The sequence below is a fragment of the Xenorhabdus indica genome (assembly GCF_014467235.1).
Lineage (GTDB): Bacteria > Pseudomonadota > Gammaproteobacteria > Enterobacterales > Enterobacteriaceae > Xenorhabdus > Xenorhabdus indica.
In genome coordinates, this window is the sequence record NZ_NKHP01000004.1 from 170,982 (window position 1) to 192,334 (window position 21,353).

Annotated in this window: 16 protein-coding genes; 6 read left to right on the top strand and 10 right to left on the bottom strand. The window is 40.3% G+C overall.

The window, feature by feature from the left end; translation table 11 throughout:
* Positions 1-229: 229 nt before the first annotated feature.
* A complete protein-coding gene (gene sbcB, locus Xind_RS05105; protein ID WP_047679662.1) occupies positions 230-1,657 on the top strand; it encodes an exodeoxyribonuclease I in 1,428 nt (475 codons plus the stop codon).
* Positions 1,658-1,774: 117 nt separating this feature from the next.
* Here the strand turns inward: sbcB and dld are convergent, their stop codons facing one another.
* The 8 genes from dld to yieE form a co-directional block, all read right to left on the bottom strand.
* Positions 1,775-3,490: a D-lactate dehydrogenase gene (gene dld, locus Xind_RS05110; RefSeq protein WP_047679664.1), complete on the bottom strand. Its 1,716-nt coding sequence runs from the start codon at positions 3,488-3,490 to the stop codon at positions 1,775-1,777.
* Between the two features lie 182 nt (positions 3,491-3,672).
* The gene (locus tag Xind_RS05115) at positions 3,673-5,055 is read right to left on the bottom strand and encodes an APC family permease (protein ID WP_047679666.1); all 1,383 of its coding nucleotides are present in this window, start codon (positions 5,053-5,055) and stop codon (positions 3,673-3,675) included.
* Between the two features lie 659 nt (positions 5,056-5,714).
* Entirely contained in the window at positions 5,715-7,697 is a 1,983-nt protein-coding gene (locus tag Xind_RS05120; protein ID WP_187649598.1) for a ligand-gated channel protein, read from the bottom strand.
* A 146-nt stretch (positions 7,698-7,843) separates the two neighbouring features.
* Positions 7,844-8,632: an ABC transporter ATP-binding protein gene (locus Xind_RS05125; protein ID WP_047679670.1), complete on the bottom strand. Its 789-nt coding sequence runs from the start codon at positions 8,630-8,632 to the stop codon at positions 7,844-7,846.
* The gene (locus Xind_RS05130; RefSeq protein WP_047679672.1) at positions 8,629-9,711 is read right to left on the bottom strand and encodes a FecCD family ABC transporter permease; all 1,083 of its coding nucleotides are present in this window, start codon (positions 9,709-9,711) and stop codon (positions 8,629-8,631) included. Before Xind_RS05130 ends, Xind_RS05125 begins: the two co-directional genes overlap by 4 nt.
* Positions 9,712-9,730: 19 nt before the next feature.
* Entirely contained in the window at positions 9,731-10,864 is a 1,134-nt protein-coding gene (locus Xind_RS05135) for an ABC transporter substrate-binding protein (protein ID WP_338114334.1), read from the bottom strand.
* 228 nt (positions 10,865-11,092) lie between these two features.
* Positions 11,093-12,580: an amino acid permease gene (locus tag Xind_RS05140; RefSeq protein ID WP_047679676.1), complete on the bottom strand. Its 1,488-nt coding sequence runs from the start codon at positions 12,578-12,580 to the stop codon at positions 11,093-11,095.
* 158 nt (positions 12,581-12,738) lie between these two features.
* A complete protein-coding gene (gene yieE, locus Xind_RS05145; RefSeq protein ID WP_047679678.1) occupies positions 12,739-13,602 on the bottom strand; it encodes a DNA-binding transcriptional regulator YeiE in 864 nt (287 codons plus the stop codon).
* A 191-nt stretch (positions 13,603-13,793) separates the two neighbouring features.
* Between yieE and Xind_RS05150 the strand changes: the two genes are divergently transcribed.
* Both Xind_RS05150 and nfo read left to right on the top strand, forming a co-directional pair.
* Positions 13,794-14,876 (top strand): YeiH family protein, encoded by a 1,083-nt coding sequence (locus Xind_RS05150; RefSeq protein WP_047679680.1) that lies wholly within the window; start codon positions 13,794-13,796, stop codon positions 14,874-14,876.
* 125 nt (positions 14,877-15,001) lie between these two features.
* Positions 15,002-15,844 carry a deoxyribonuclease IV gene (nfo, locus tag Xind_RS05155; protein WP_187649599.1) on the top strand — a complete coding sequence of 281 codons (843 nt, stop codon included), beginning with the start codon at positions 15,002-15,004 and terminating at the stop codon, positions 15,842-15,844.
* On the opposite strand, the gene fruK is transcribed toward nfo, so the two are convergent.
* Positions 15,830-16,783 (bottom strand): 1-phosphofructokinase, encoded by a 954-nt coding sequence (gene fruK, locus Xind_RS05160; protein WP_047679684.1) that lies wholly within the window; start codon positions 16,781-16,783, stop codon positions 15,830-15,832. The genes nfo and fruK overlap by 15 nt on opposite strands.
* Positions 16,784-17,208: 425 nt before the next feature.
* Between fruK and mtr the strand changes: the two genes are divergently transcribed.
* Both mtr and yeiP read left to right on the top strand, forming a co-directional pair.
* Positions 17,209-18,453 (top strand): tryptophan permease, encoded by a 1,245-nt coding sequence (mtr, locus tag Xind_RS05165; protein ID WP_047679686.1) that lies wholly within the window; start codon positions 17,209-17,211, stop codon positions 18,451-18,453.
* Positions 18,454-18,587: 134 nt separating this feature from the next.
* Positions 18,588-19,160, top strand: a complete 573-nt coding sequence (gene yeiP / locus Xind_RS05170) for an elongation factor P-like protein YeiP (RefSeq protein WP_047679688.1) — start codon at positions 18,588-18,590, stop codon at positions 19,158-19,160.
* 78 nt (positions 19,161-19,238) lie between these two features.
* On the opposite strand, the gene Xind_RS05175 is transcribed toward yeiP, so the two are convergent.
* Entirely contained in the window at positions 19,239-19,556 is a 318-nt protein-coding gene (locus Xind_RS05175) for a type 1 fimbrial protein (protein ID WP_187649600.1), read from the bottom strand.
* Between the two features lie 989 nt (positions 19,557-20,545).
* Here Xind_RS05175 and Xind_RS05180 point away from each other — a divergent pair.
* On the top strand, positions 20,546-21,250 hold the full coding sequence (locus Xind_RS05180) for a phosphatase PAP2 family protein (RefSeq protein ID WP_047679692.1): 705 nt from the start codon (positions 20,546-20,548) through the stop codon (positions 21,248-21,250).
* Positions 21,251-21,353 lie beyond the last annotated feature (103 nt).

The following is a 21,353-nucleotide window of genomic DNA, read 5'->3' on the forward strand; positions in this document are numbered from 1 at the left end:
TTTTTTATGCTGACTACACAATACAATTTCAGGCAACACATAGACAAGCCAGTTTCGATAATTTATTGACGTAATGAGCCTATAGGTTACCATATCTTTAATCTAGCCACACAACAAACTAACTTACCGCGGATAAGACAACTCAAATTATATGAGCATGACTGATAGACAAGAATAATACATTGAAATCTAATTAGTTAAACCAACAACCAATGGATACAGAATTGCCTTGAGTAACGATAAAACCCCCACTTTCTACGTTCATGATTATGAGACCTTCGGTAAACATCCTGCCTTAGATCGTCCTGCGCAGTTTGCAGGAGTTCGTACTGACAGTGATTTTAATATCATTGAAGAGCCTTTAGTGGTGTACTGTGCCCCTGCTGATGATTATCTCCCTGATCCTGAAGCTATCATGATTACGGGAATTACTCCCCAATTAGCGCTGAATAAAGGGGTTAATGAAGCGGAGTTTGCACGCTTGATCCATGCTGCATTCAGTAAACCCAATACCTGTATTCTCGGATATAACAATATCCGTTTTGATGATGAAGTCAGCCGTAATATCTTTTATCGCAATTTCTACGATCCTTATGCTTATAGTTGGCAAAAAGGTAATTCTCGTTGGGACTTGCTTGATGTGTTACGTGCCTGCTATGCCCTGCGCCCAGAAGGGATCATCTGGCCAGAAAATGATGATGGTCTACCTAGCTTTAAACTGGAACATCTGACAAAAGCCAATGGCATAGAACATACTCAGGCCCATGACGCGATGTCAGATGTTTACGCCACTATTGCTATGGCGAAACTGATTAAACAGGCACAACCTAAGCTGTTCGATTATTTTTTCCAGTTAAGAAATAAACAGAAAATCAGCAATCAGATTGATATTCCACAAATGAAACCGCTGGTACATGTATCAGGTATGTTTGGCACTTTACGTAGTAATATTAGCCTGATTGCACCTTTGGCCTGGCATCCAACAAACCGTAATGCCGTTATCATGTGTGATTTAGCGGGTGATATCACACCTCTGCTGGAACTTAGTGCAGATGAATTACGTGAACGCTTGTATACCCGACGAAATGAATTACAGTCAGATCAAGCACCTGTTCCCATCAAACTAGTGCATATCAATAAATGCCCGATTATTGCGCCTGAAAATACTTTGCGCCACCAAGATGCAGAGCGGGTTGGATTAGATCGCAACCAATGTGCACAAAATCTGGCTATCTTACGTAGCAATCCACAAATCAGGGAAAAAGTGGTCGAATTGTTTTCTCATCCAGAAGAATTTCCAGAATCCGATAATGTTGATGCTAAGCTATATAGTGGCTTTTTCAGTGACGCTGATAAAACTGCAATGGAAATTATTCGTGAAACCACTCCTCAAAATCTGCCTGCGTTGGATTTAACATTTCAAGATACACGCATTAAAGCACTTCTGTTCCGTTATCGCGCCAGAAACTATCCGGCAACTTTGGATTATGATGAACAACAGCGTTGGTTGCAGCATCGTCGGGAGATACTGACACAAGAAAATATCACCCAATATTTTGCAACTATTGAACAACTTTTTATTGAACACCAATCTGATGAAGAGAAATGCCGTCAATTAAAGGCGTTGATCGACTATGCAGTTCAACTGGCTGAATGAATTTCAGTCAAAACAGAAAAAGACAGAACCCAGGTTTTGTCTTTTTCAATCCTTGTACAATGACTCTAGTTATGCTGATGATCAGAGCATTTATCAAAACATTGACCTGCACACTTTTTACCCCAATTTACCCCAATTTTTCAGCTTAGATGTTTTACCAATCCCTGGATTCAAACTATTAGTCGGATCATTCTTTTGATAAAACTGTTTAAGCGGGGGCTTAGCCTTATACAAATGACCTACATTGTGCTCAGCAGGATATTCTGCTCCTCTCCGGTCTAAAATTTCCAGCATCTTCTCTTTCAATGCTTTAATATTTTTACCTTTTTTGACAATGTAATCCTGATGAAATACATGACACATAAAGTGACCATAATATAAACGATGTACCAGTGCATCATTGATTTCTGGCGGCAGATGTTCAAACCACTCACGATCATTACGTCTGAGAGCAATATCCAATGGCAAAATATCTTCTACTTCATTGCTGTGCACTGCCTGATACCGAATAGCGGCTCCTGCTGCTACAAAGCGATGTAAAAAAGCCTTGGCACCTTCTTCTGGGGTACAGACGAAATATTCCCCCTCTGCCTGTTTGAAATAACTCTCTAACCATTCATTCGCTTCTTTTATACCTTCACCAGACATTTTTAATAACAAATGATGTTCAAAACGATCCCGATATGCTTTCAGACGCGCGGGTAAATGTGAAGGTAACAAACGGCTTAGTCCCTGCATTACCCGATCTATTAAATGTGCTGGCAAAAAAGGAATTTTGCCGAAAATGGTATCCATCCGCCCTTTTAAGCTGAAGAACTTTGGCATTTTATCAGTGCCAAGTTTATCAATCATAACGAAGATATCTTTGCCATAAACTTCAGCGACATCAAAAATATCCCGATGCATATACTCACCAGCAATCGGCAAGTGCTGAAAACTCGATAAGATATGTCGGCGTAATTCTGTCAAAACTTCCGGTTGATTCGTACCGATATAGAATACTTGTGTAGAAGGTTCTGCCGCGAAGGTATCTAAACGAACGGCGAAAACAATCAATTTACCTGCGCAACCTGAGGCTTCAAACAACCTGCGTTCATCAGCATTAAAACGTGATGGGGTATCCGCATCAATATCACGAACCCGCTGGGTATATTCATGATCAGAAGCGACTCTTTTATTTTGCTGAATATCTTCAATACGGTAACGTTGTTCTTCTAAACAAGTCAGGATTTCTTCTGGCGAATTCCCCAATTCTATACCTAAATGATTGATAAGCTCGGCTTCACCTTTTTCATTCACACGTCCATACAAAGCCATTTCGGTATAAGCAGGCCCACGCTGAACTAAGGAACCACCAGAATTGTTACAAACTCCGCCAATAACCGATGCACCAATACAGGAAGAACCAATGACCGAATGCGGTTCACGGCCAAGCGGTTTTAATACTTTTTCCAGATTCCACAATGTGCTACCAGGGAATGCAATGATCTGATTGACAGATTTGAGAACCTGTATTTTATCCATTCTCAATGTACTGATAATGATAATATCGCGATCATAATCATTACCATTGGGCGTAGAGCCTTCCGTTAACCCCGTATTAGCAGCCTGCATTAAAATAATCTTGTCTGCTTCTACACATGCCTTGAAAACTTTCCACTGCTCCAGTAATGAGCCGGGAAAAACAACAGCAAGGGCATTTCCTTGCCCGGAACGAAAGCCTTTGCGATAGCGTTCTGTTTTTTGAGGTTCAGTAAGAATATGAGAAGAACCCACAATATGAGTAAGAATTGCAATGAGTTGCTGATTTTGAAGAGTCTTAACATCATTCATAATGATTTTCTTACCTTAATGTAGAATCAAACGGAAATACTTTTAATGACATTATTAAGGACAAAGTTTAATCATATTATATGACGTATATTGGTTATTTTTTAATTAAAATTAATTTGTTATTGACAAAAAAAACAGCACTCAAAGGTGCTGTTTCTTAAAAAACAATATGGCAATGAATTTTATACAGATTCACTGAATTGTGGCATGGGCTGCCGGAAGCTGCGAGTCAGGAAGAACATATAAAGCAGACCGATACCTGCCCAAATTAGACCCAACTCCATAGAGCTTGCTTCCAGATTTGTCCACAATACCCCTACTGTTGCTGCACCAAATAATGGCAACAAAAGGAAATTGATAGTGTCTTTCAGAGTATTATTACGGCGTTCACGAACGTAATATTGCGAAATTACGGCTAAGTTTACGAAAGTAAATGCAACCAACGCCCCGAAGTTGATCAATGCCGTCGCCGTCACCAGATTTAAAAATCCACTTGATAAGGCAACTACCCCAACCAAGATAACGTTGATTGAAGGCGTGCGCCATTTCGGATGAATATAGGCAAATATTTTCTCTGGCAATACACCATCGCGCCCCATAACATAAAGCAAACGAGCCACACCCGCATGTGCCGCCATACCAGAAGCCATTACAGTGACACAAGAAAACACCAGGATAATGGCCTGGAACAGTGCACCAGCAACATACAGCATAATTTCTGGCTGAGATTCATTCGGGTTTTTAAACCGAGAAACATCTGGGAAATAGAGCTGTAAGAAATAAGAGACAGCAATAAAGATAACACCACCGATCAATGCAGTGAGGAAGATCGCTTTCGGGATCACTTTACCTGCATTAGGTGTTTCTTCAGACAGAGAAGTGATGCCATCAAAACCAAGAAATGAGAAACAAAGTATCGTTGCCCCGGTAATCATTGGAATTAATTTCGCCTCTTCTGATGTAAATGGCCGGGCACTAAATAGTGTTCCTGCACCTTCACCGCTATGTATGCCGTGTATTAATAAACCGACAAACGCAACTATAACGGCAATCTGAACAACGACAATCAGACCGTTGAGATTAGCAACAACATTAATACCACTCAGGTTGAAAACGGTCATTAACACCGCCAGACTAACTACGAAGACCCACGGATCAATACCAGGGAAAATGGCCTGAAGATAAATTTTTGCCAGCAAGATATTGATCATCGGCATCAGCAGATAATCCAGCAAAGATGACCAACCTACCATAAACCCAAGATGGGGATTCATTGATTTTTGTACGTAAGTGTAGGCAGAACCTGCTGACGGGAATCTTTTTACCAGTTTCCCGTAACTCAAAGCTGTAAATAAAATTGCAATCAGCGCGATAGCATAAGATGTCGCAACATGCCCATCCGTCAATTTGGAAACGATACCAAAGGTATCAAAGATAGTCATTGGCTGTATATAGGCAAGCCCCATCATGACCACTTGAAATAAAGTCAGTGTTCTTTTCAGTTGAACACGATTGCTGGCACTTGCCTGAACAGTACCGAGAGTGGCTGTAGTATTATGCGACATGAGCGAAACCTCCCATAACTTCGATCTGGGTATTACTACAACTACTTAATCGATAGTTACTGGGTAGACTTCGCATCTGTCTATAAACAGAAAAGAAAGAAGAGTTGGAAGATAGCGAACTGACAGAGGGCCGTGCCCCATAATCGTCATTGCAGCAGCGAGCGCCAATTGGCACAAGTGCAAAAGCGAATAATTGCTCCATATTTGCGTTCCTCAATACAGCAGCTCTTTTCATTAGTAGCTGCTTATGGTCAGTATCGATCCGGAGAATGTCCGGTCTCTTGGTGTTGTAAAAAATAACTCAATGCAAAAAAAATAACTGATGCATAATTACGCACCAGTTATTTTTAGTGGACGCATTTTGCACTTCAAGTCCAGAAATAGCAAGGGCTATCACACTAAAAATTCATTATTTTTTACAATACAAAAGAGTACGCTGGAATCTCTTCTTACTGAAAGAGTTCAAAAACGCAATGCTATCACATCCTTTGATTGGCGATTAATAATCTTTTAGCACAGAAGTAAATTATTTGCTATTTAAATATGACAAGCATGATATCAAAAAAATCTGCTCTTAGTCATAATGACGATAAAGAGCAGATTTAATATTACATTTAATCGATAATAATAACTCTAATTAATATAAACCGAAATGTTAATTAAAAGTCATAATTAATGCCGATATTGTAACGGCGACCGTCAAGAGTAGCTCCGTGGATTTCATCCGTCACACGTTTATCAAAGACGTTATAGACACCACCTAATACTCTCAGATTTTTCGTGAGACTATAAGTCATACCCAGATCAACAAAAGAATAGGAAGGTGTACCACTTCCTATTGATGAACGGTACTGAAAGTTCTTTGTTTTCCCACGGAAATTAATACGAGCCCATGTTTCCATTTCTGGCAATGTCTGCCAGTTTAGGGTTGCATTAGCCATATGTGTTGGCATCTTATTCAACGGTTGGCCCTTAAACTTGCCCGTTTTCTGCTTAGAATAGGAATAAGTATAGTTTGCTGCCAATGATAGATTTTCTCTGATATCCCAATTTATGGTCGTCTCTATACCACGAATGTTCGCTTTACCAACGTTCATTCTTCCATTAACAAAATCATAATCACCCTTACCAATTGATTTACAAGATACAAGTGATTTACAAATGTTAAATTCAGTGATTTTATCTTTAAAGTTTGTATTAAAGATTGTGATACCCACATTAAAATTTTCTTGGTTGTTCCAGATCACGCTAATTTCTTCATTAATGCTTTTTTCTGGTTTCAGTTTTGGATCACTTTCGATCACGCCATTGCTACGTCCCCCTCCCGTCACTTGCAACCAATTAGGCGCAACATGTCGCAAGTTAGGTGAGCGATATCCTGTAGTGATACCACCTTTAATTGTCCATTGCTCATCGGCACGCCAGACGCCATATAAGCGAGGGGTTACATGGGCACCAAAAAGTTGATCTTTATCTAGACGAATACCTCCCGTCAGAGCGAAGTCATTGATGATTTGCCATTCATCTTCAGCAAACAACGCCCAACTCCAGCGAGTAAGCTTATTTGTATTTGTACCGTTCTCAGACGCCGATTTATTGCCATTATCGCGCAGGTCTTCATAACGATATTGTCCTCCTACGCTTACTGTATGATCATCTAAGGTAAATGTGGTTTGATTATTAAAAATAGTATCTGCGAATTTCATCTCACGTTCAGGGTTCTTCGATTCATCCCGCTGAATATAAGATGTCATTGTGCCAAAGTCATAAACACCGTTATGTGTTATCGAGTAATTATTACGCGCATAACGGCTGGTGTTATCTTCACAAGATCTTTTCGTACATGGACGAGTTTTACCAATTGTTGAATCACGATCTTGCTCATAACGCCCGACTTCAAAATCAAAGCTATTTTGCTCATTTGGTGTTAAAGAAAAAGTCGCCGCACCATTACGCATTTCTTGTTTTCTATATCCATCAATAAATTTATCTTCATTACGGTGAGAAAACAGGCCAGTCACTTTTAATCCTAATAAACCATCAATTAACGGTCCTGCAACATAAGCGCTGGTTTGGTAGCTATTACCTGATTTTGTACGTTCAGTCAGGGTAGTATCTGCACGTAAACTGCCATTCCACTCTTTATGAACCTTACGAGTAATGATATTGATAACACCGCCCATTGCATCGGAGCCATAAAGGGAAGACATTGGCCCACGTACAACTTCAACACGTTCAATTGATGCCAGCGGTGGCAGCCATCCCTGCTCAATACCTGAACCATCACTGTTTGGACGAGTGCTGCGAGTGTCAACACGCTTACCATCAATTAGTATCATTGTGTATTGTGATGACATACCACGGATACTAATATCACTGCTGCTACCGCCCCCCGTAACGACGACTCCCGGAACATCTTTCAATGCATCCGTCACGTCACGGTAAGCTTTGGTTTCCAACTGCTTACGACTAACCACCGAAATGGAGGCTGGTGCATCTTCAATTTTTTGCTGGAAACCCGCAGCAGTGGTAACAATAATTTTATCTTCGCCATTATTAGCTGCATTAGCAGCCAAAACAACGCTGGATGAGACAGCAGCAATAACGCCTAAGACAAGTTTCTTCTTTGCAAAAACGACCATTCCCGATTCTCCAAGATGTAAAATAAAACTATTTAATTTGGATAATCGACATAAACTCAATATGCAGGGATAAGAATTTATCCCTACCAGTGTTATCTTTTTATTTACTCTTCAATTAAATAAAACAACTTATGCTTTTTATTATTTTAACCAGCCAAATCCATTACGAGGCCATCAATTAATACTTGAGGTATTCCCTGAGAACAGCGTTCTATCCTGCCCTTAACACCATATACTTGAGCCAGACTGTCCGGTGTTATTACCTGTTCAGGTAAGCCTTCAGAAATTAATTCACCTTTTTTCAACATTAATATATGGTCACCATGACGCAGTGCAATATTAATATCATGCACAACAACAACGGTAATAATATTACGGCGACGTGTTTCACGTGCGACTAAATCCATAACGTGATACTGGTAATTTAAATCCAGCGCACTTAACGGTTCATCTAATAATAATAATGTCGGCTTTCTTATCAAGGATTGAGCCAAACCAACCAATTGTTTTTGTCCACCGGATAATTGATCCAAATAGCTCAACGCCAAATGTTCAATCCCAAGCTGGCGTAACAATTCCATGACTTCTTGTTCGCACTGCTCACTACTCACACCACCTGATGCCCGCTGAGCAACAATCACAGATTCCAGCACATGCAGATGGACACCTGCAGGCAATGATTGAGGCAAATAAACCACGTTCTGGGCACGTTGGGCAAAATCCATCTGCATTAAATCCTGCCCATCCAACAGTAAAGCACCATTGGCTTTATTTAAACCCGCCAGTGAACGCAATAACGTTGATTTTCCGCTGCCATTAGGCCCGAGTAATACCGTAATTTTCCCACGTGGTAGTGGATTTACATCCAGATTTTCAATAACAGGATGCTTTGGGTAACCCGCCGTGAATCGACTGATTTTCAGTCCCTGATTCATACACTCCCCCTATGGCGTAACACGATACTCAAGAAGAAAGGAACACCAACCAAAGATGTCACAATTCCCACAGGTATGATGACACCCGGGATCAAATTCTTGGACGCGATAGACGCCATTGACAGTACCAGTGCACCTATCAGGGCACTCGCTGGCAAATAGAAGCGGTGATCTTCACCAAACATCAGTCTGGCAATATGGGGAGCAATCAGACCAATAAACGCAATCGGCCCAACAAACGCCACCGCCAGTGCGGTCAGAATACTAATACGTAACAAAGTGCCCAAACGGAGACGACGGATATTAATACCAAAACTAATCGCCCGATCTTCCCCTAGACGCAAAGCGGTCAGTTTCCAGGAATTCATCATAGAAACAGGCATAAGCATCAGGAATACCAGCAGCAAAGTACCCAGTTTGATCCATGTTGCCTTTGAAAGACTACCCATTGTCCAGAAAACCAGCCCCTGCAAGGTATCTTCCGTCGCAATAAACTGCATCATGGCAACCAGCGCCTCGAAGGTAAATACCATTGCAATACCAAATAGCACTACACCAGAAGTGGCAACTTTTGTCCAACGTGTAATCCCATCAAGCATCAAAGCAGCCAACAGAGCAAAAATAAAAGCATTTACAGAGATAAGCCACTGATCAGGTATACCAGGAATACCAATACCTAATATGATTGCCAATGCCGCGCCAAAAGAAGCGGCATTGGTAACGCCCAATGTAGATGGGCTGGCCAGCGGGTTATTCAGAACGGTCTGCATTTCAGCGCCCGCCAGCCCCAGAGACAAGCCAACCACTACCGCCATTAAGGCATAAGGTAATCGAATATCCCAGACAATTACCCGGGTTCCTGCATCCATACTCTCCGGCGAAATCAGTGTCTGCCAAAGAGCAGGCAAAGATAGCCCTGACGGCCCCATTGTCAAATCTAATACTAAAGAGATGCCGATAATCAAAACTATCAACAACATCCATGCAATACGTCGATACAGAATATGACGATAGTGTGCTTTGATATCACACTCATCTTGTTGTTTCACCATTGGCATAGGCTCGGTAGTGACGCTCATTCTTATTACCTGTTACTGCTTATTTTTCACTGACCCAATATGTGCCTGCTGGCTCAATAGCCAAGAATTTAGAATGAAGTTCTTTCAGTGTTTGCTGTGGGTCTAAATCAGCAAATTTTTCAGGATAGAACCAATTAGCAAAAACTTGGGTAACGACAACGTTATAAGGCGAATTATAATAATGATGCCAGATAGCATGGGTACGACCTTCCTTCACTGCGGTCAGGGTATTGATACCTCTGCGTTCAGTGATAGATTTCAAACCTGCGCGGGCAATATCTGCGGAAGTCTGAGCACCCATCTGGATACCTTCACTTTTCTCACCTGGATCTTGCGCACCACTGGCGATGTAAATATAAGGATCAACAGCAATCACTTTTTCCAGGTTCATTGTACCCAGTGGCGTTGGCAGAATCTCTTTAGCGATATTTTTACCACCAGCCAGATCAATGAAATTCCCCATGTTGCCATTGCCTGCCGTACCACAGCAATCTTCGATAGAGCCTGCTCTCAGCTCAATAAATACAGAAGGTTTTTTCTCCGCGGGTATACGGTCAGTAATATCAGTGACCAGTTTCTGATTCTTTTCATAAAAATCAGCGTAAGCACTCGCTTGTTTTTCACGGTGCAGCATTTTGCCTAACATACGAATGCTTGGCAGCGTATTTTTCAATGGGTCGTTGCGGAAATCGACAAAAACAACAGGAACACCTGCTTTTTCTAATTGTTTAACCAATTCACTGTTTTTGCCTGGACCATGACCAGATAAGCCAAAGATAGCCACATCAGGATTCAATGTCAGCACTTTTTCAGAACTGACACTATCAGCACTGGTGTTACCTATCAGCGGAATATTGTCAATTTCAGGGAATTTGGCTTTATAAACAGAGTAAGTTTGTGGGTCAAGTTTACGAAAATCCCCCTGCCAACCCGCGATACGGGCCAGAGGTTTATCTCCTTCTAATAAGGCGATGGCATGGAATAAACGACCTTCACCCAACAAGATACGATTGACTTTTTCAGGCACTTCTACAGTACGTCCAGCAACATCCGTGACTGTTTCAGCCCAAGATGCAAAACTTGTCATCATCGCAGAGCTTGCCAATAGACTGATACTCACGCCTTTCACGATTGTTTGAAATCCAAACTTCACTTTAGTTAGCCTCTTTATGCAATAATTTTGCCGTTAACAATAAAGCAAATAAGAATAATTATCAATGCGACTTATTCGACATATCCGAAATTTAATTGTTATAATTTTGCTTTTATTCTATAAAAAATAAAAACTGCCGATTCCATCACAGAACAGGCAGTTTTTATAAAATACAAATAATAATATATTAATAAAAAAGCTTCATTCTATTGGTTTTCTATTAACAATTTATTCATAATTTGTATTCTTTAATGATGGAAATTCCATCTCGCTGTATTTGACAAAACGCGTTTTCTTTTTCAGCTTATAACCAAACCAAATAATTAAGAATAATGGAATGCCGATATAAGTTGCCGTAACACCATACCAGTCTATAGTATCTTGCAGGAATGCCTGATAGTTCTGGCCCAATGTGATCAGCAAACACAGGATAAACGCAAAAATCGGCCCGATAGGAAAAAAACCGGAACGATATGGCAGTTCATTGAGATCTCGCCCTTGAGCAATATAGCCCTTACGGAAACGATAGTGACTAATCGCAATACCAAGCCACGCAATAAAACCCGTCATACCTGAGGTATTCAACAACCACAAATATACCGTCTGGTTGCCAAACATTGAGCTGAGAAAACATAATCCCGCTACCACGGTTGTAACATAAAGCGCATTACGTGGAACACCACCTTTCGACAAATAACCAAAAATCTTAGGCGCCTTACCTTCTCGTGCCAATGTGAACAACATGCGGGTTGAAGCATACATTCCTGAGTTCCCCGCAGATAATACAGCGGTTAAGATTACTGCGTTCATCACGGCGGCGGCTGATAACAACCCCGCATTTTCAAATACCAGTGTGAATGGGCTGACACTAATGTCCTTCACACCATTACGTAACAAACTCGGATCTGTATAAGGAATAATTAAGCTGATAATTAAAATGGCAAACACATAGAATAATAAGATACGCCAGAATACCTTACGTACAGCACGGGGAATGTTTTTCGCGGGATCTTTTGATTCCCCTGCTGTGATACCAATAAGTTCAGTCCCCTGGAATGAAAAACCAACAATCATTGCTACCCCAATCATGGCCGCAAACCCACCAGCAAATGGTGCATCACCAATAGTCCAGTTATGCCAGCCAGCGCCTTCAGCGCCTTTCATGATACCGACAATCATCAGAATGCCGACAACAATGAAAACAATAACTGTAGAAACTTTGATTAGAGAGAACCAATATTCCGCCTCTCCGAATCCTTTAACTGAAATAAAGTTCAACAGGAAAATCAAACTAAGGAATAAAGCACTCCATATCCAGCCCGGTACATCCGGGAACCAATATCCCATCACCAATTGAGCAGCAACAAGGTCAACTGCTATCGTAACCGCCCAGTTGTACCAATAGTTCCACCCTAATGCGAAACCAAAGCCTTCATCAACATACTTAGAACCATAGGTGGAAAACGACCCTGATACAGGCATGTAAGCAGCCAACTCACCTAAGCTGGTCATCAGAAAATAGACCATCAGGCCGATCAGTGCATATGAAAGCAGAGCCCCACCTGGGCCGGCTTTCGAAATGGTCGCTCCAGAAGCAACAAACAATCCTGTGCCAATTGATCCGCCAATGGCAATCATCGCCATATGTCGTGCTTTTAATTCACGGCGCAGGATTTTTGGAGCCTGATCCCGTGGCATGCTTTGTTCTTGAGACATTCTATTCCTATATCATCGAGAATAATTTTTAGTGCGGGATTGTAACAAATCTTTGTCTCCAGAATAGCGGCGATTGGAGGTTATAAGATACCTTCATGATCAGCCGCTAATTATAAGCTACACGATTATATGTTATTCCATATGGCATTAAATTGATGCTAATGACAATAGCTCAATAATTTTTGTAACGCGTTAGACATGTGTTTCTGTCGGTGATAAATCAGATAAAGCGTACGATAAAGTTGTAGCCCCGGTATTATTAACTCAATCAACGTGCCATTCTGTAATTGCTCCCGGACAACCCGACGCGACAAACAACTAATTCCCATTCCATACTGAACGGCATGTTTGATCGCTTCCGAATTGCCTAATTCCATTGCAATATTGAAGCGGGGCATCTGCGAGAACAGAAGATGGTCGAGAACTTCTCTTGTTCCTGAGCCTTTCTCTCTTAATATCCAGGGTGCCTTAATCAGATCTTCCACCGTCAAATTAGCGTTTGCCAGCGGGCTTCCTGGTGAGGAGAAAACAATCAGTTCATCTTTCATCCACGGTTGACTAATTAATTCAGGATTGTGACATAACCCTTCAATCAAGCCCAAATCGACCCGGAATTCCACAACCGACTTTATAACATCTTCAGTGTTACTGATATTCAATTCCAATGGTGTATCAGGATAATCCTGACGGTATTTCGCCAGCATTTCAGGCAACATATAGTTACCAATCGTACTACTGGCTGCTAGTCGCAGTGCTCCCAAGTCTAATTTGAAAAGCTGCTCCACCTCACCAGCCTGTTCAAGCAGTGCCAATGCTTTAGGGTAGAGCAAACGACCATGCTCATTAGTAACCAGTCGTTTTCCTACTCTGTCAAAAAGCTGCACACCCAACTGCCCTTCAAGATCGGTTAACGAAGCACTGACCGCAGATTGTGATAACGCTAATTGTTGAGAAGCCTGTGTCGTTGAACCACTTTTCAGAACTTCTGCAAAAATCTCCAGCTGTCTCAGAGTGATACGCATATGGCCTCGCGGGAAGCAAAAAATAAAATGATAAGATAATCTTGATTTTAGACACTATTACGCAACTTAACAAAAGTCACCTTCAATCAATCTAATTTACTGGTTAAACATATAAAAATAATCAATTTTAATAATTAAATTATTTGCTATATGCTTATTCCCAAAATACATAAGTAATACGAGTGGCAATAATGTCTGAAAGTAAAATTGATGCAACTGGCACAGCTACCCGCCACCCTGCACTATATTTCATTCCCGGAATTGTATTAACTGTAATACTGACAACAATTGCCACTTATCTGAGTCATATCCCATGGTTTACCAAGCTGGGACTCAGTGTTTTGACCATCGCAATTCTGCTAGGGATTATTGTCGGAAATACGCTATGCCCTTTATTAGAATCAACTTGTGGCAAAGGGGTCCATTTCGCCAAACACTATCTGTTGAGAGCAGGTATTATTCTTTATGGTTTTCGATTGACATTCCAGCAAATCACCGATGTTGGCGTAACAGGCATCTTGATTGATGTTGCTATGCTATCCTCTACTTTTTTTATTGCATTATGGCTTGGGCACGTTTTTTTCAGAATGGATAGCCAAACAATCATACTGATTGGTGCAGGAAGCAGTATTTGTGGTGCCGCTGCGGTTATGGCTACTGAACCTGTCGTTAAAGCCTCTTCCGATAAAGTCAGCGTTGCCATTTCTACAGTTGTGATATTCGGCACACTTGCCATCTTTATTTATCCCTGGTTTTATCAAATTAACATCCAACATCAGTGGTTCTCTTTTTCTCAAACAGAATTTGGCATGTTTTCCGGCTCTACCATTCATGAAGTTGCCCAAGTCGTTGCTGTTGGTCATACACAAGGAAATGATGCTGAAAATACGGCCGTTATCAGCAAAATGATCCGCGTTATGATGTTGGCTCCCTTTTTATTACTGCTTTCTGGTTATATTAGTCGCACAAAAGCTAAAAACTGTGCCAACGATCATGGAAAAGCGTCAATTACCATTCCATGGTTTGCAGTATTTTTTATTATTACAGCAGGTTTCAATTCTCTCCAGTTATTACCTGCATCCATTGTCAGTCATATCATTATCGTTGATACTATCATGCTAACAATGGCTATGGTTGCTTTAGGATTAACAACCCATGCCAGCGCAATTCGTCAGGCTGGTACCAAACCTATTTTGTTAGCCCTCCTTTTGTTTATCTGGTTGATGGTTGGGGGACTAATTATTAATAAAAGCATTCATTATTTATTTGGTTAACATTATTTTCCCAAAAGTTCGGCTTTATATTTCAGATGCTGCTCTACTATCTGGGTTCATGCTTTACAGAATTTCATTAACAACAAGAACAATGCATAATTAATGAAACAAAACAGGAGAAAGATATGAAATTTGTTGGAGCCCATGTGAGCGCTGCTGGTGGTGTTGATCAAGCTGTAATTCGAGCTCATGAATTAAAAGCAACCGCTTTTGCACTGTTCACGAAAAATCAACGCCAATGGAATGCCCCACCTTTATCAACAGAAGTGATTGATAAATTTAAAGCTAATTGTGAGCACTACGGCTACGGCAGCCGACAAATTCTTCCTCATGACAGCTATCTGATTAATCTAGGACACCCTGAAGCAGAAGGGCTGGAAAAATCCCGCGCTGCATTTCTTGACGAAATGCGGCGTTGTGAACTGTTAGGTATTGATTTACTTAACTTTCACCCCGGTAGTCATCTTAATAAAATTGATATTGATAAGTGCCTTGCGCGTATTGCTGAATCTATCAATATTGTGTTAGAAAAAACACAAGGTGTAACGGCTGTGATTGAAAATACTGCCGGACAAGGAACCAATCTTGGTTTTAAATTCGAACAGTTAGCTGCCATTATTGAGGGTATCGAAGATAAAAGCCGGGTTGGTGTTTGCATTGATACCTGCCACGCTTTTGCAGCAGGCTATGATTTACGTACCGAGAAAGATTGCGATGCCACATTTAAAGCATTCGATGAAATTGTAGGATTCAAATACCTGCGAGCCATGCACCTTAATGATGCCAAAAGCGAATTCTCCAGCCGTGTTGACCGCCATCACAGCCTTGGTGAAGGAAACATTGGTAAAACACCTTTCAGCTATATCATGAAGGATAACCGTTTCAATGGCATTCCAATGGTACTTGAAACGATCAATCCAGATATTTGGGATCAAGAAATTGCCTGGTTAAAATCACAGAAAATTTGATTGCCTGACAGAAGTCAGCTTGATCTTTGACATCATTGATGCCAATTCAGTTCGGCTTCTGATCCCTACATTCGGCTGGCCAACCGTCAGTGCAGAGACGGCGGTTGCCAGACGCAATGTATGTTCACTGGATTCACGCATCAATAAGCCGTAAACCAACCCACCAACCATTGAGTCTCCCGCACCAACTGTACTGATCACTTCACAATATGGTGGCTTTGCCAGCCATGCACCAGAAGCATTAACCCACAATGCTCCCTGCTCTCCTAATGAAATAACAACATGCGCAATCCCTTTATGACGCAATGTATGAGCCGCATCAATTATGCTATCCAAATCAGGCAAAGGCTTACCCACCCAAGTTTCTAATTCATGACGATTGGGTTTTACCAACCAAGGAGTTGCCTTAAGCCCTGCCACAAATGCTTCCCGACTGCTGTCAAAGATAATACAAGGGCAACATTGCTGTAATCGTTTCATCCAGTCCGTAAAAGACTCTGGAGAAACACCTTCCGGTAAGCTGCCACTAACCACGACCATATCAAACTGCCCTAGCCATGAAAGAGAATCATCAATAAATTGATTCCACTCCTCTTCTGTTACATGGAAACCTGAAAAATTAAAATCCGTTACATCACCATGTTTTTCTGTCAGTTTCACATTGATACGTGTTCTGCCAGAAACTAAATGGAAACGATTGTTCATTTGGTTCTCATTGAAAAAATGTTGAAAACCTTCCTGATTTTCCTTTCCCAGAAAACCACTAACTGTGACATCAATACCCAAATCGCGCAGTACCTTTGCAACGTTATTCCCTTTACCAGCAGCATGTAGCCCTGCTGTCTTTACGCGATTAACGGTTCCCTTAACAATATCTGGACACAGGCCAACTAAATCATAAGCTGGATTTAAAGTTATTGCGGCAACTCGACGGCTCATCTTGCCCAGTTTCTCCTGAATAAATAATCATAAATCATATTAAAATTCCTCTACTATTTATAACATCAAAATTGAATCGTTTCAGTTAAAATTACTATTAGAATGATCATTAACAAAGTAATAACGTATGTCAGTTGTTGTAGGAGTCGGTATCATCATTATTGTGACCAATTAATTTTGCTGCAATCTCAATAATCTTCCTGATCCCCATTTCGAAGCCAGTCGTACTGCTATTAAACTGTGACAAGAGAAAAAATTCTATTTATCTATTTGATAAATTGGTTCTCTATCAGTGTATGCAGAATAAAACAACCGCTATTTGCACATTCCCATTGCACATTCCCATAAATAACTGTTTACACATGTCATTCATTAATGTATCGTCGCGCTAGTACAAAGGTAACACTGATTCATCAGGAGTCTATATGACCATTGAGGTAACGCAAAATTTGAAACGCCCTTCCATATTAGGCGGAGCCATGATCATTGCTGGTACTGCCGTCGGTGCTGGTATGTTCTCCATTCCCATTGTCACCTCTGGGGTATGGTTTATAGGATCGATAATTTTGCTGATATACACTTGGGTTTGTATCTATTTCTCCAGCCTGATGATTTTGGAAGCCAATATGAATTACCCCAGTGGAGCCAGTTTCCACACCATTACAAAAGAATTACTGGGGAAAGGCTGGAATACACTCACTGGGTTATCTATTACCTTTGTTTTATATATTCTGACTTACGCCTATATTTCAGCCGGTGGCTCAATTATTCTGCGTAACTTAAAAGATATTATTCCCTTGTCACAAACCGGGACAGGTCTTATTTTCTCATTTATTGTTGCCTTTATTGTTTGGTTATCAACCAAAGCAGTCGATCGCTTAAGCACTATTTTAATCGGTGGCATGACAATCACATTTATCATGTCAGTGGGAGGTATGTTTACGGAAGTGAAATCTGCTATTTTGTTTGATCATGCAAATACTGAAACCAGTTACTTACCTTATGCTTTCATGGCTCTGCCATATTTACTGACGTCATTTGGTTATCATGGCAACGTTCCGGGGTTAGTGAAATACTATAATAAAGATGTCAAAGCCGTTGCACGCAGTTTGCTCTATGGCTCTTTGATTGCACTGACTATTTACATTTTGTGGCAGTATGCCATTCAGGGAAATATTCCCCGTGAAGCATTCAAACAGATTATTGCTGATGGCGGTAACGTTAGTGACTTACTGAACCAAATGGATAGTACATCCGACAATGCAACAATAAACCAGCTATTAAATGCCTTTTCATATATGGCATTATCCAGCTCATTTTTAGGTGTATCTCTCGGTTTATTTGATTACCTGGCTGACTTTTTCGGATTTGATGATAGCAAAACGGGGCGTTTAAAAACGGCTTTAGTAACATTTATTCCGCCTACTGTGCTGGCATTATTCTTTCCAAATGGTTTCCTGTATGCGATTGGTTTTGCAGGATTGGCAGCAACTATTTGGGCCGTTATCGTACCAGCACTTATGGCCCGAGCCAGCCGCCAGCGTTATCCACAAGCCACCTATCGTACCCCTGGTGGTAACTTCCTGATAACATTTATTATCCTGTTTGGTTTAATAAATGCAGTAGTTCATATCTTCTCTTTATTTGATCTGTTACCTGCCTACCGCTGACTTTTCGTTTCCCTCTGCCCTGGTATTTTAACCGGGGCTTTCATTCACCTCTTGCCTAATTCACTGACTGCGAGTAGTTTTGTCGCCACCTTAACATTCATTCCACTATTACCCTGTTTTTACGGAAGGTATTTATGGCTAAAGCCAATGAAATTAAACGCGGAACCGCGATCAGCCACAACGGAAAGTTATTATTAGTCAAAGATATCGATATTCAATCACCCAGCGCACGCGGTGCCAGCACACTGTATAAGATGCGTTTTACTGATATTCGCACTGGTCAAAAAGTGGAAGAACGTTTCAAAGGTGATGATATTCTCGAAACAATTACACTAACCCGCCGCAGTGTCAGCTTCTCATATATTGATGGTGACGAATATATTTTCATGGATGATGAGGACTTCACCCCTTATCACTTTAAAAAAGAGCAAATTGAAGAAGAACTTTTGTTCATTCCAGATGAAGGTCTGCCAGGAATGCAAGTTATGACAATGGATGGCCAACTACTCGCTCTGGAATTACCACAAACTGTCGATATGATTATTGAAGAAACCGCACCGGGAATTAAAGGCGCATCAGCAAGTGCCCGCACAAAACCAGCCAGAATGAGTACAGGGCTGACGATCCAAGTTCCTGAGTATCTCAGCTCAGGGGAAAAAATCCGTATTCATATTGCAGAACGCCGTTATATGGGACGTTGCGATTAATTCTATAGTTTTTATATCCTCTATATATAAGTTGCTCTTTTATCGAATAAGAAAAGAGCAACTTATTACCAATTTAAATTAAAAGTAATCAACATGAATGATCGCCAAACGTTTTTTATTATCAGTCCACTTCACTCTGGAAACACCTATATTTCCGGGAAGTATGACATCCCCTGTTTTTTTTGTTTTGTACATTGGAACAATTTGCTTTACAGTGATATTTTTTCCTAATCGGTAGCAGGAAATATTAGCCTGAGTATTTGATACCACCACTTGACATCCCGGATCAACAATAGAGCCTGAAAATTGTATCTGTCCACTGATAGGTTGTGCATGTCCATAAGAAATCCATGAAAACAACAAACAGCTAATTAATAGTTTAAGATAATTTTGCATGGTCACCTCACTTTCGTTTTTCCATTAACAAAACTCAGTTACCTTTTATTCCTTCAAACTCCATAATAAATATTTCATGTAAAAATAATACGACATTAATACCTTTTATTGATTTATATCAAAGGTGAATTTATAGCTCAAAAGCTGATGCTAATTTTATTAATTTAATATACTGTTATAAAAAACTACTATTTGAGTTAAATCACAAATAAAGTTTAAAATTAGTCATTATAGTCTTTAAATTCGATATGCAAAAAAATGTTCGCTGACAAAAGGGAACGGCTATAGCACCATAATATTGAAGGATGCCAGATTTAAAATCCGAAGGGTAATGGGTCATCGCGGGATAAGATAAAAATATAAACAGAAAAATGAACATATTTCGTAACATAAGCAGTTAACCTCCACAACAGGTATCATTACCTTTTTTCGGTTTTAACCCCATGCCAATTTCAAAACCAGACAATGGATTAACGCCGAGCTATCTATATAACGATATAACGGAAAATGAAACAATTTCTTTATATGTTTTATTTATCATGACCACAATTCGACATAATATACTATCAAATTAGGATATGAAAAAATCAATCTTTAGTTATTTAATAGTAGTCAGTGCTCAATAATCGCACCAAATATATATTATCGGTACTGTATTAGTGATTTAGCTATTTTTTCGATAGCTCATAATTATTCATATGATAATAACATTGATGATAACTAACTAATATGAATGCATTCATAAATTTCAAGATACAATCTGGCAAAACCCGAATATACATAGATAGTTATATGGACAAATAATAACCATAAAAATGGCGATAAAGATCAACAAAATTACAACTTGAAGGATGATAGATATAGATATTTCTGCTGATTACATACTCTACCATTGGGCGATTACCCTTTTCTGTAAATTTTGCTATAGTGCATCATCAACCAATTTGACTACCAAAATCCATTTTCGCGTTAAGTAAGATAGGTAACCCATGACCCGTAGCCATCCACTCGCTATACTTATACTCAATCTGCTCGGTATCACCTTGTTTTTCTCATGGTATTTACCTGAGAACCACGGCTTTTGGTTTCACATTGATTCTGCAATTTTTCATTACTTTAATGAAAAATTGCAGCCAAATTCAAAATTTGCGTTATTTGTCGCTATCGTAAATGTAAGGGCATTTGATGTTATATCACTCTTATGTATGGGGCTGCTTTACTACAGCGCATTTCGCAAACAAGATTATGCAGGAAAACGCCGTCTTTTTATGCTTGGTCTGGTCATGTTAATAACAGCAGTGATTATAAATCAGATCGGCCATCAGATCCCCGTCAGCCGTCCAAGCCCAACGTTAACATTTGAAAACGTCAACCGCGTAAATGAAATGACAAGTCTGCATACCAAAGATGCTTCCGGCGATAGTTTTCCGGGGGATCATGGTTTGATGCTACTCATTTTTAGTTGCTTTATTCTTCGCTATATTTCTCGCGGAACGTTCTTCATTGCTTTACTGATTATGATCACTTTTGCCCTTCCCCGTATTATGGCAGGTGCTCATTGGTTTACAGACATTGTTGTCGGTTCATTATCACTCACATTAATTGGAATGAGCTGGGTGTTATTGACCCCACTCAGTGACATTATGGCTGCATGGCTAGATAAAAAATTACCTCATATCGGCCGTACTCGTTAAAACAATATTAATAGGGGAGATATGATCTATCTCCCCATTACCACACAACTTTTATCGAACGAGAATAAAATCGCCAAGATCATTCTAACCTCTTAGTTTATAA

Coding starts and splice junctions, on each gene's coding strand:
- mtr (WP_047679686.1), top strand. CDS start 17,209: ATGACCATTGAGGTAACGCAAAATTTGAAACGCCCTTCCATATTAGGC.
- yieE (WP_047679678.1), bottom strand. CDS start 13,602: ATGCGTATCACTCTGAGACAGCTGGAGATTTTTGCAGAAGTTCTGAAA.
- yeiP (WP_047679688.1), top strand. CDS start 18,588: ATGGCTAAAGCCAATGAAATTAAACGCGGAACCGCGATCAGCCACAAC.
- dld (WP_047679664.1), bottom strand. CDS start 3,490: ATGAATGATGTTAAGACTCTTCAAAATCAGCAACTCATTGCAATTCTT.
- nfo (WP_187649599.1), top strand. CDS start 15,002: ATGAAATTTGTTGGAGCCCATGTGAGCGCTGCTGGTGGTGTTGATCAA.
- Xind_RS05115 (WP_047679666.1), bottom strand. CDS start 5,055: ATGTCGCATAATACTACAGCCACTCTCGGTACTGTTCAGGCAAGTGCC.
- Xind_RS05130 (WP_047679672.1), bottom strand. CDS start 9,711: ATGAGCGTCACTACCGAGCCTATGCCAATGGTGAAACAACAAGATGAG.
- fruK (WP_047679684.1), bottom strand. CDS start 16,783: ATGAGCCGTCGAGTTGCCGCAATAACTTTAAATCCAGCTTATGATTTA.
- Xind_RS05140 (WP_047679676.1), bottom strand. CDS start 12,580: ATGTCTCAAGAACAAAGCATGCCACGGGATCAGGCTCCAAAAATCCTG.
- Xind_RS05120 (WP_187649598.1), bottom strand. CDS start 7,697: ATGGTCGTTTTTGCAAAGAAGAAACTTGTCTTAGGCGTTATTGCTGCT.
- Xind_RS05180 (WP_047679692.1), top strand. CDS start 20,546: ATGACCCGTAGCCATCCACTCGCTATACTTATACTCAATCTGCTCGGT.
- Xind_RS05150 (WP_047679680.1), top strand. CDS start 13,794: ATGTCTGAAAGTAAAATTGATGCAACTGGCACAGCTACCCGCCACCCT.
- Xind_RS05175 (WP_187649600.1), bottom strand. CDS start 19,556: ATGCAAAATTATCTTAAACTATTAATTAGCTGTTTGTTGTTTTCATGG.
- Xind_RS05125 (WP_047679670.1), bottom strand. CDS start 8,632: ATGAATCAGGGACTGAAAATCAGTCGATTCACGGCGGGTTACCCAAAG.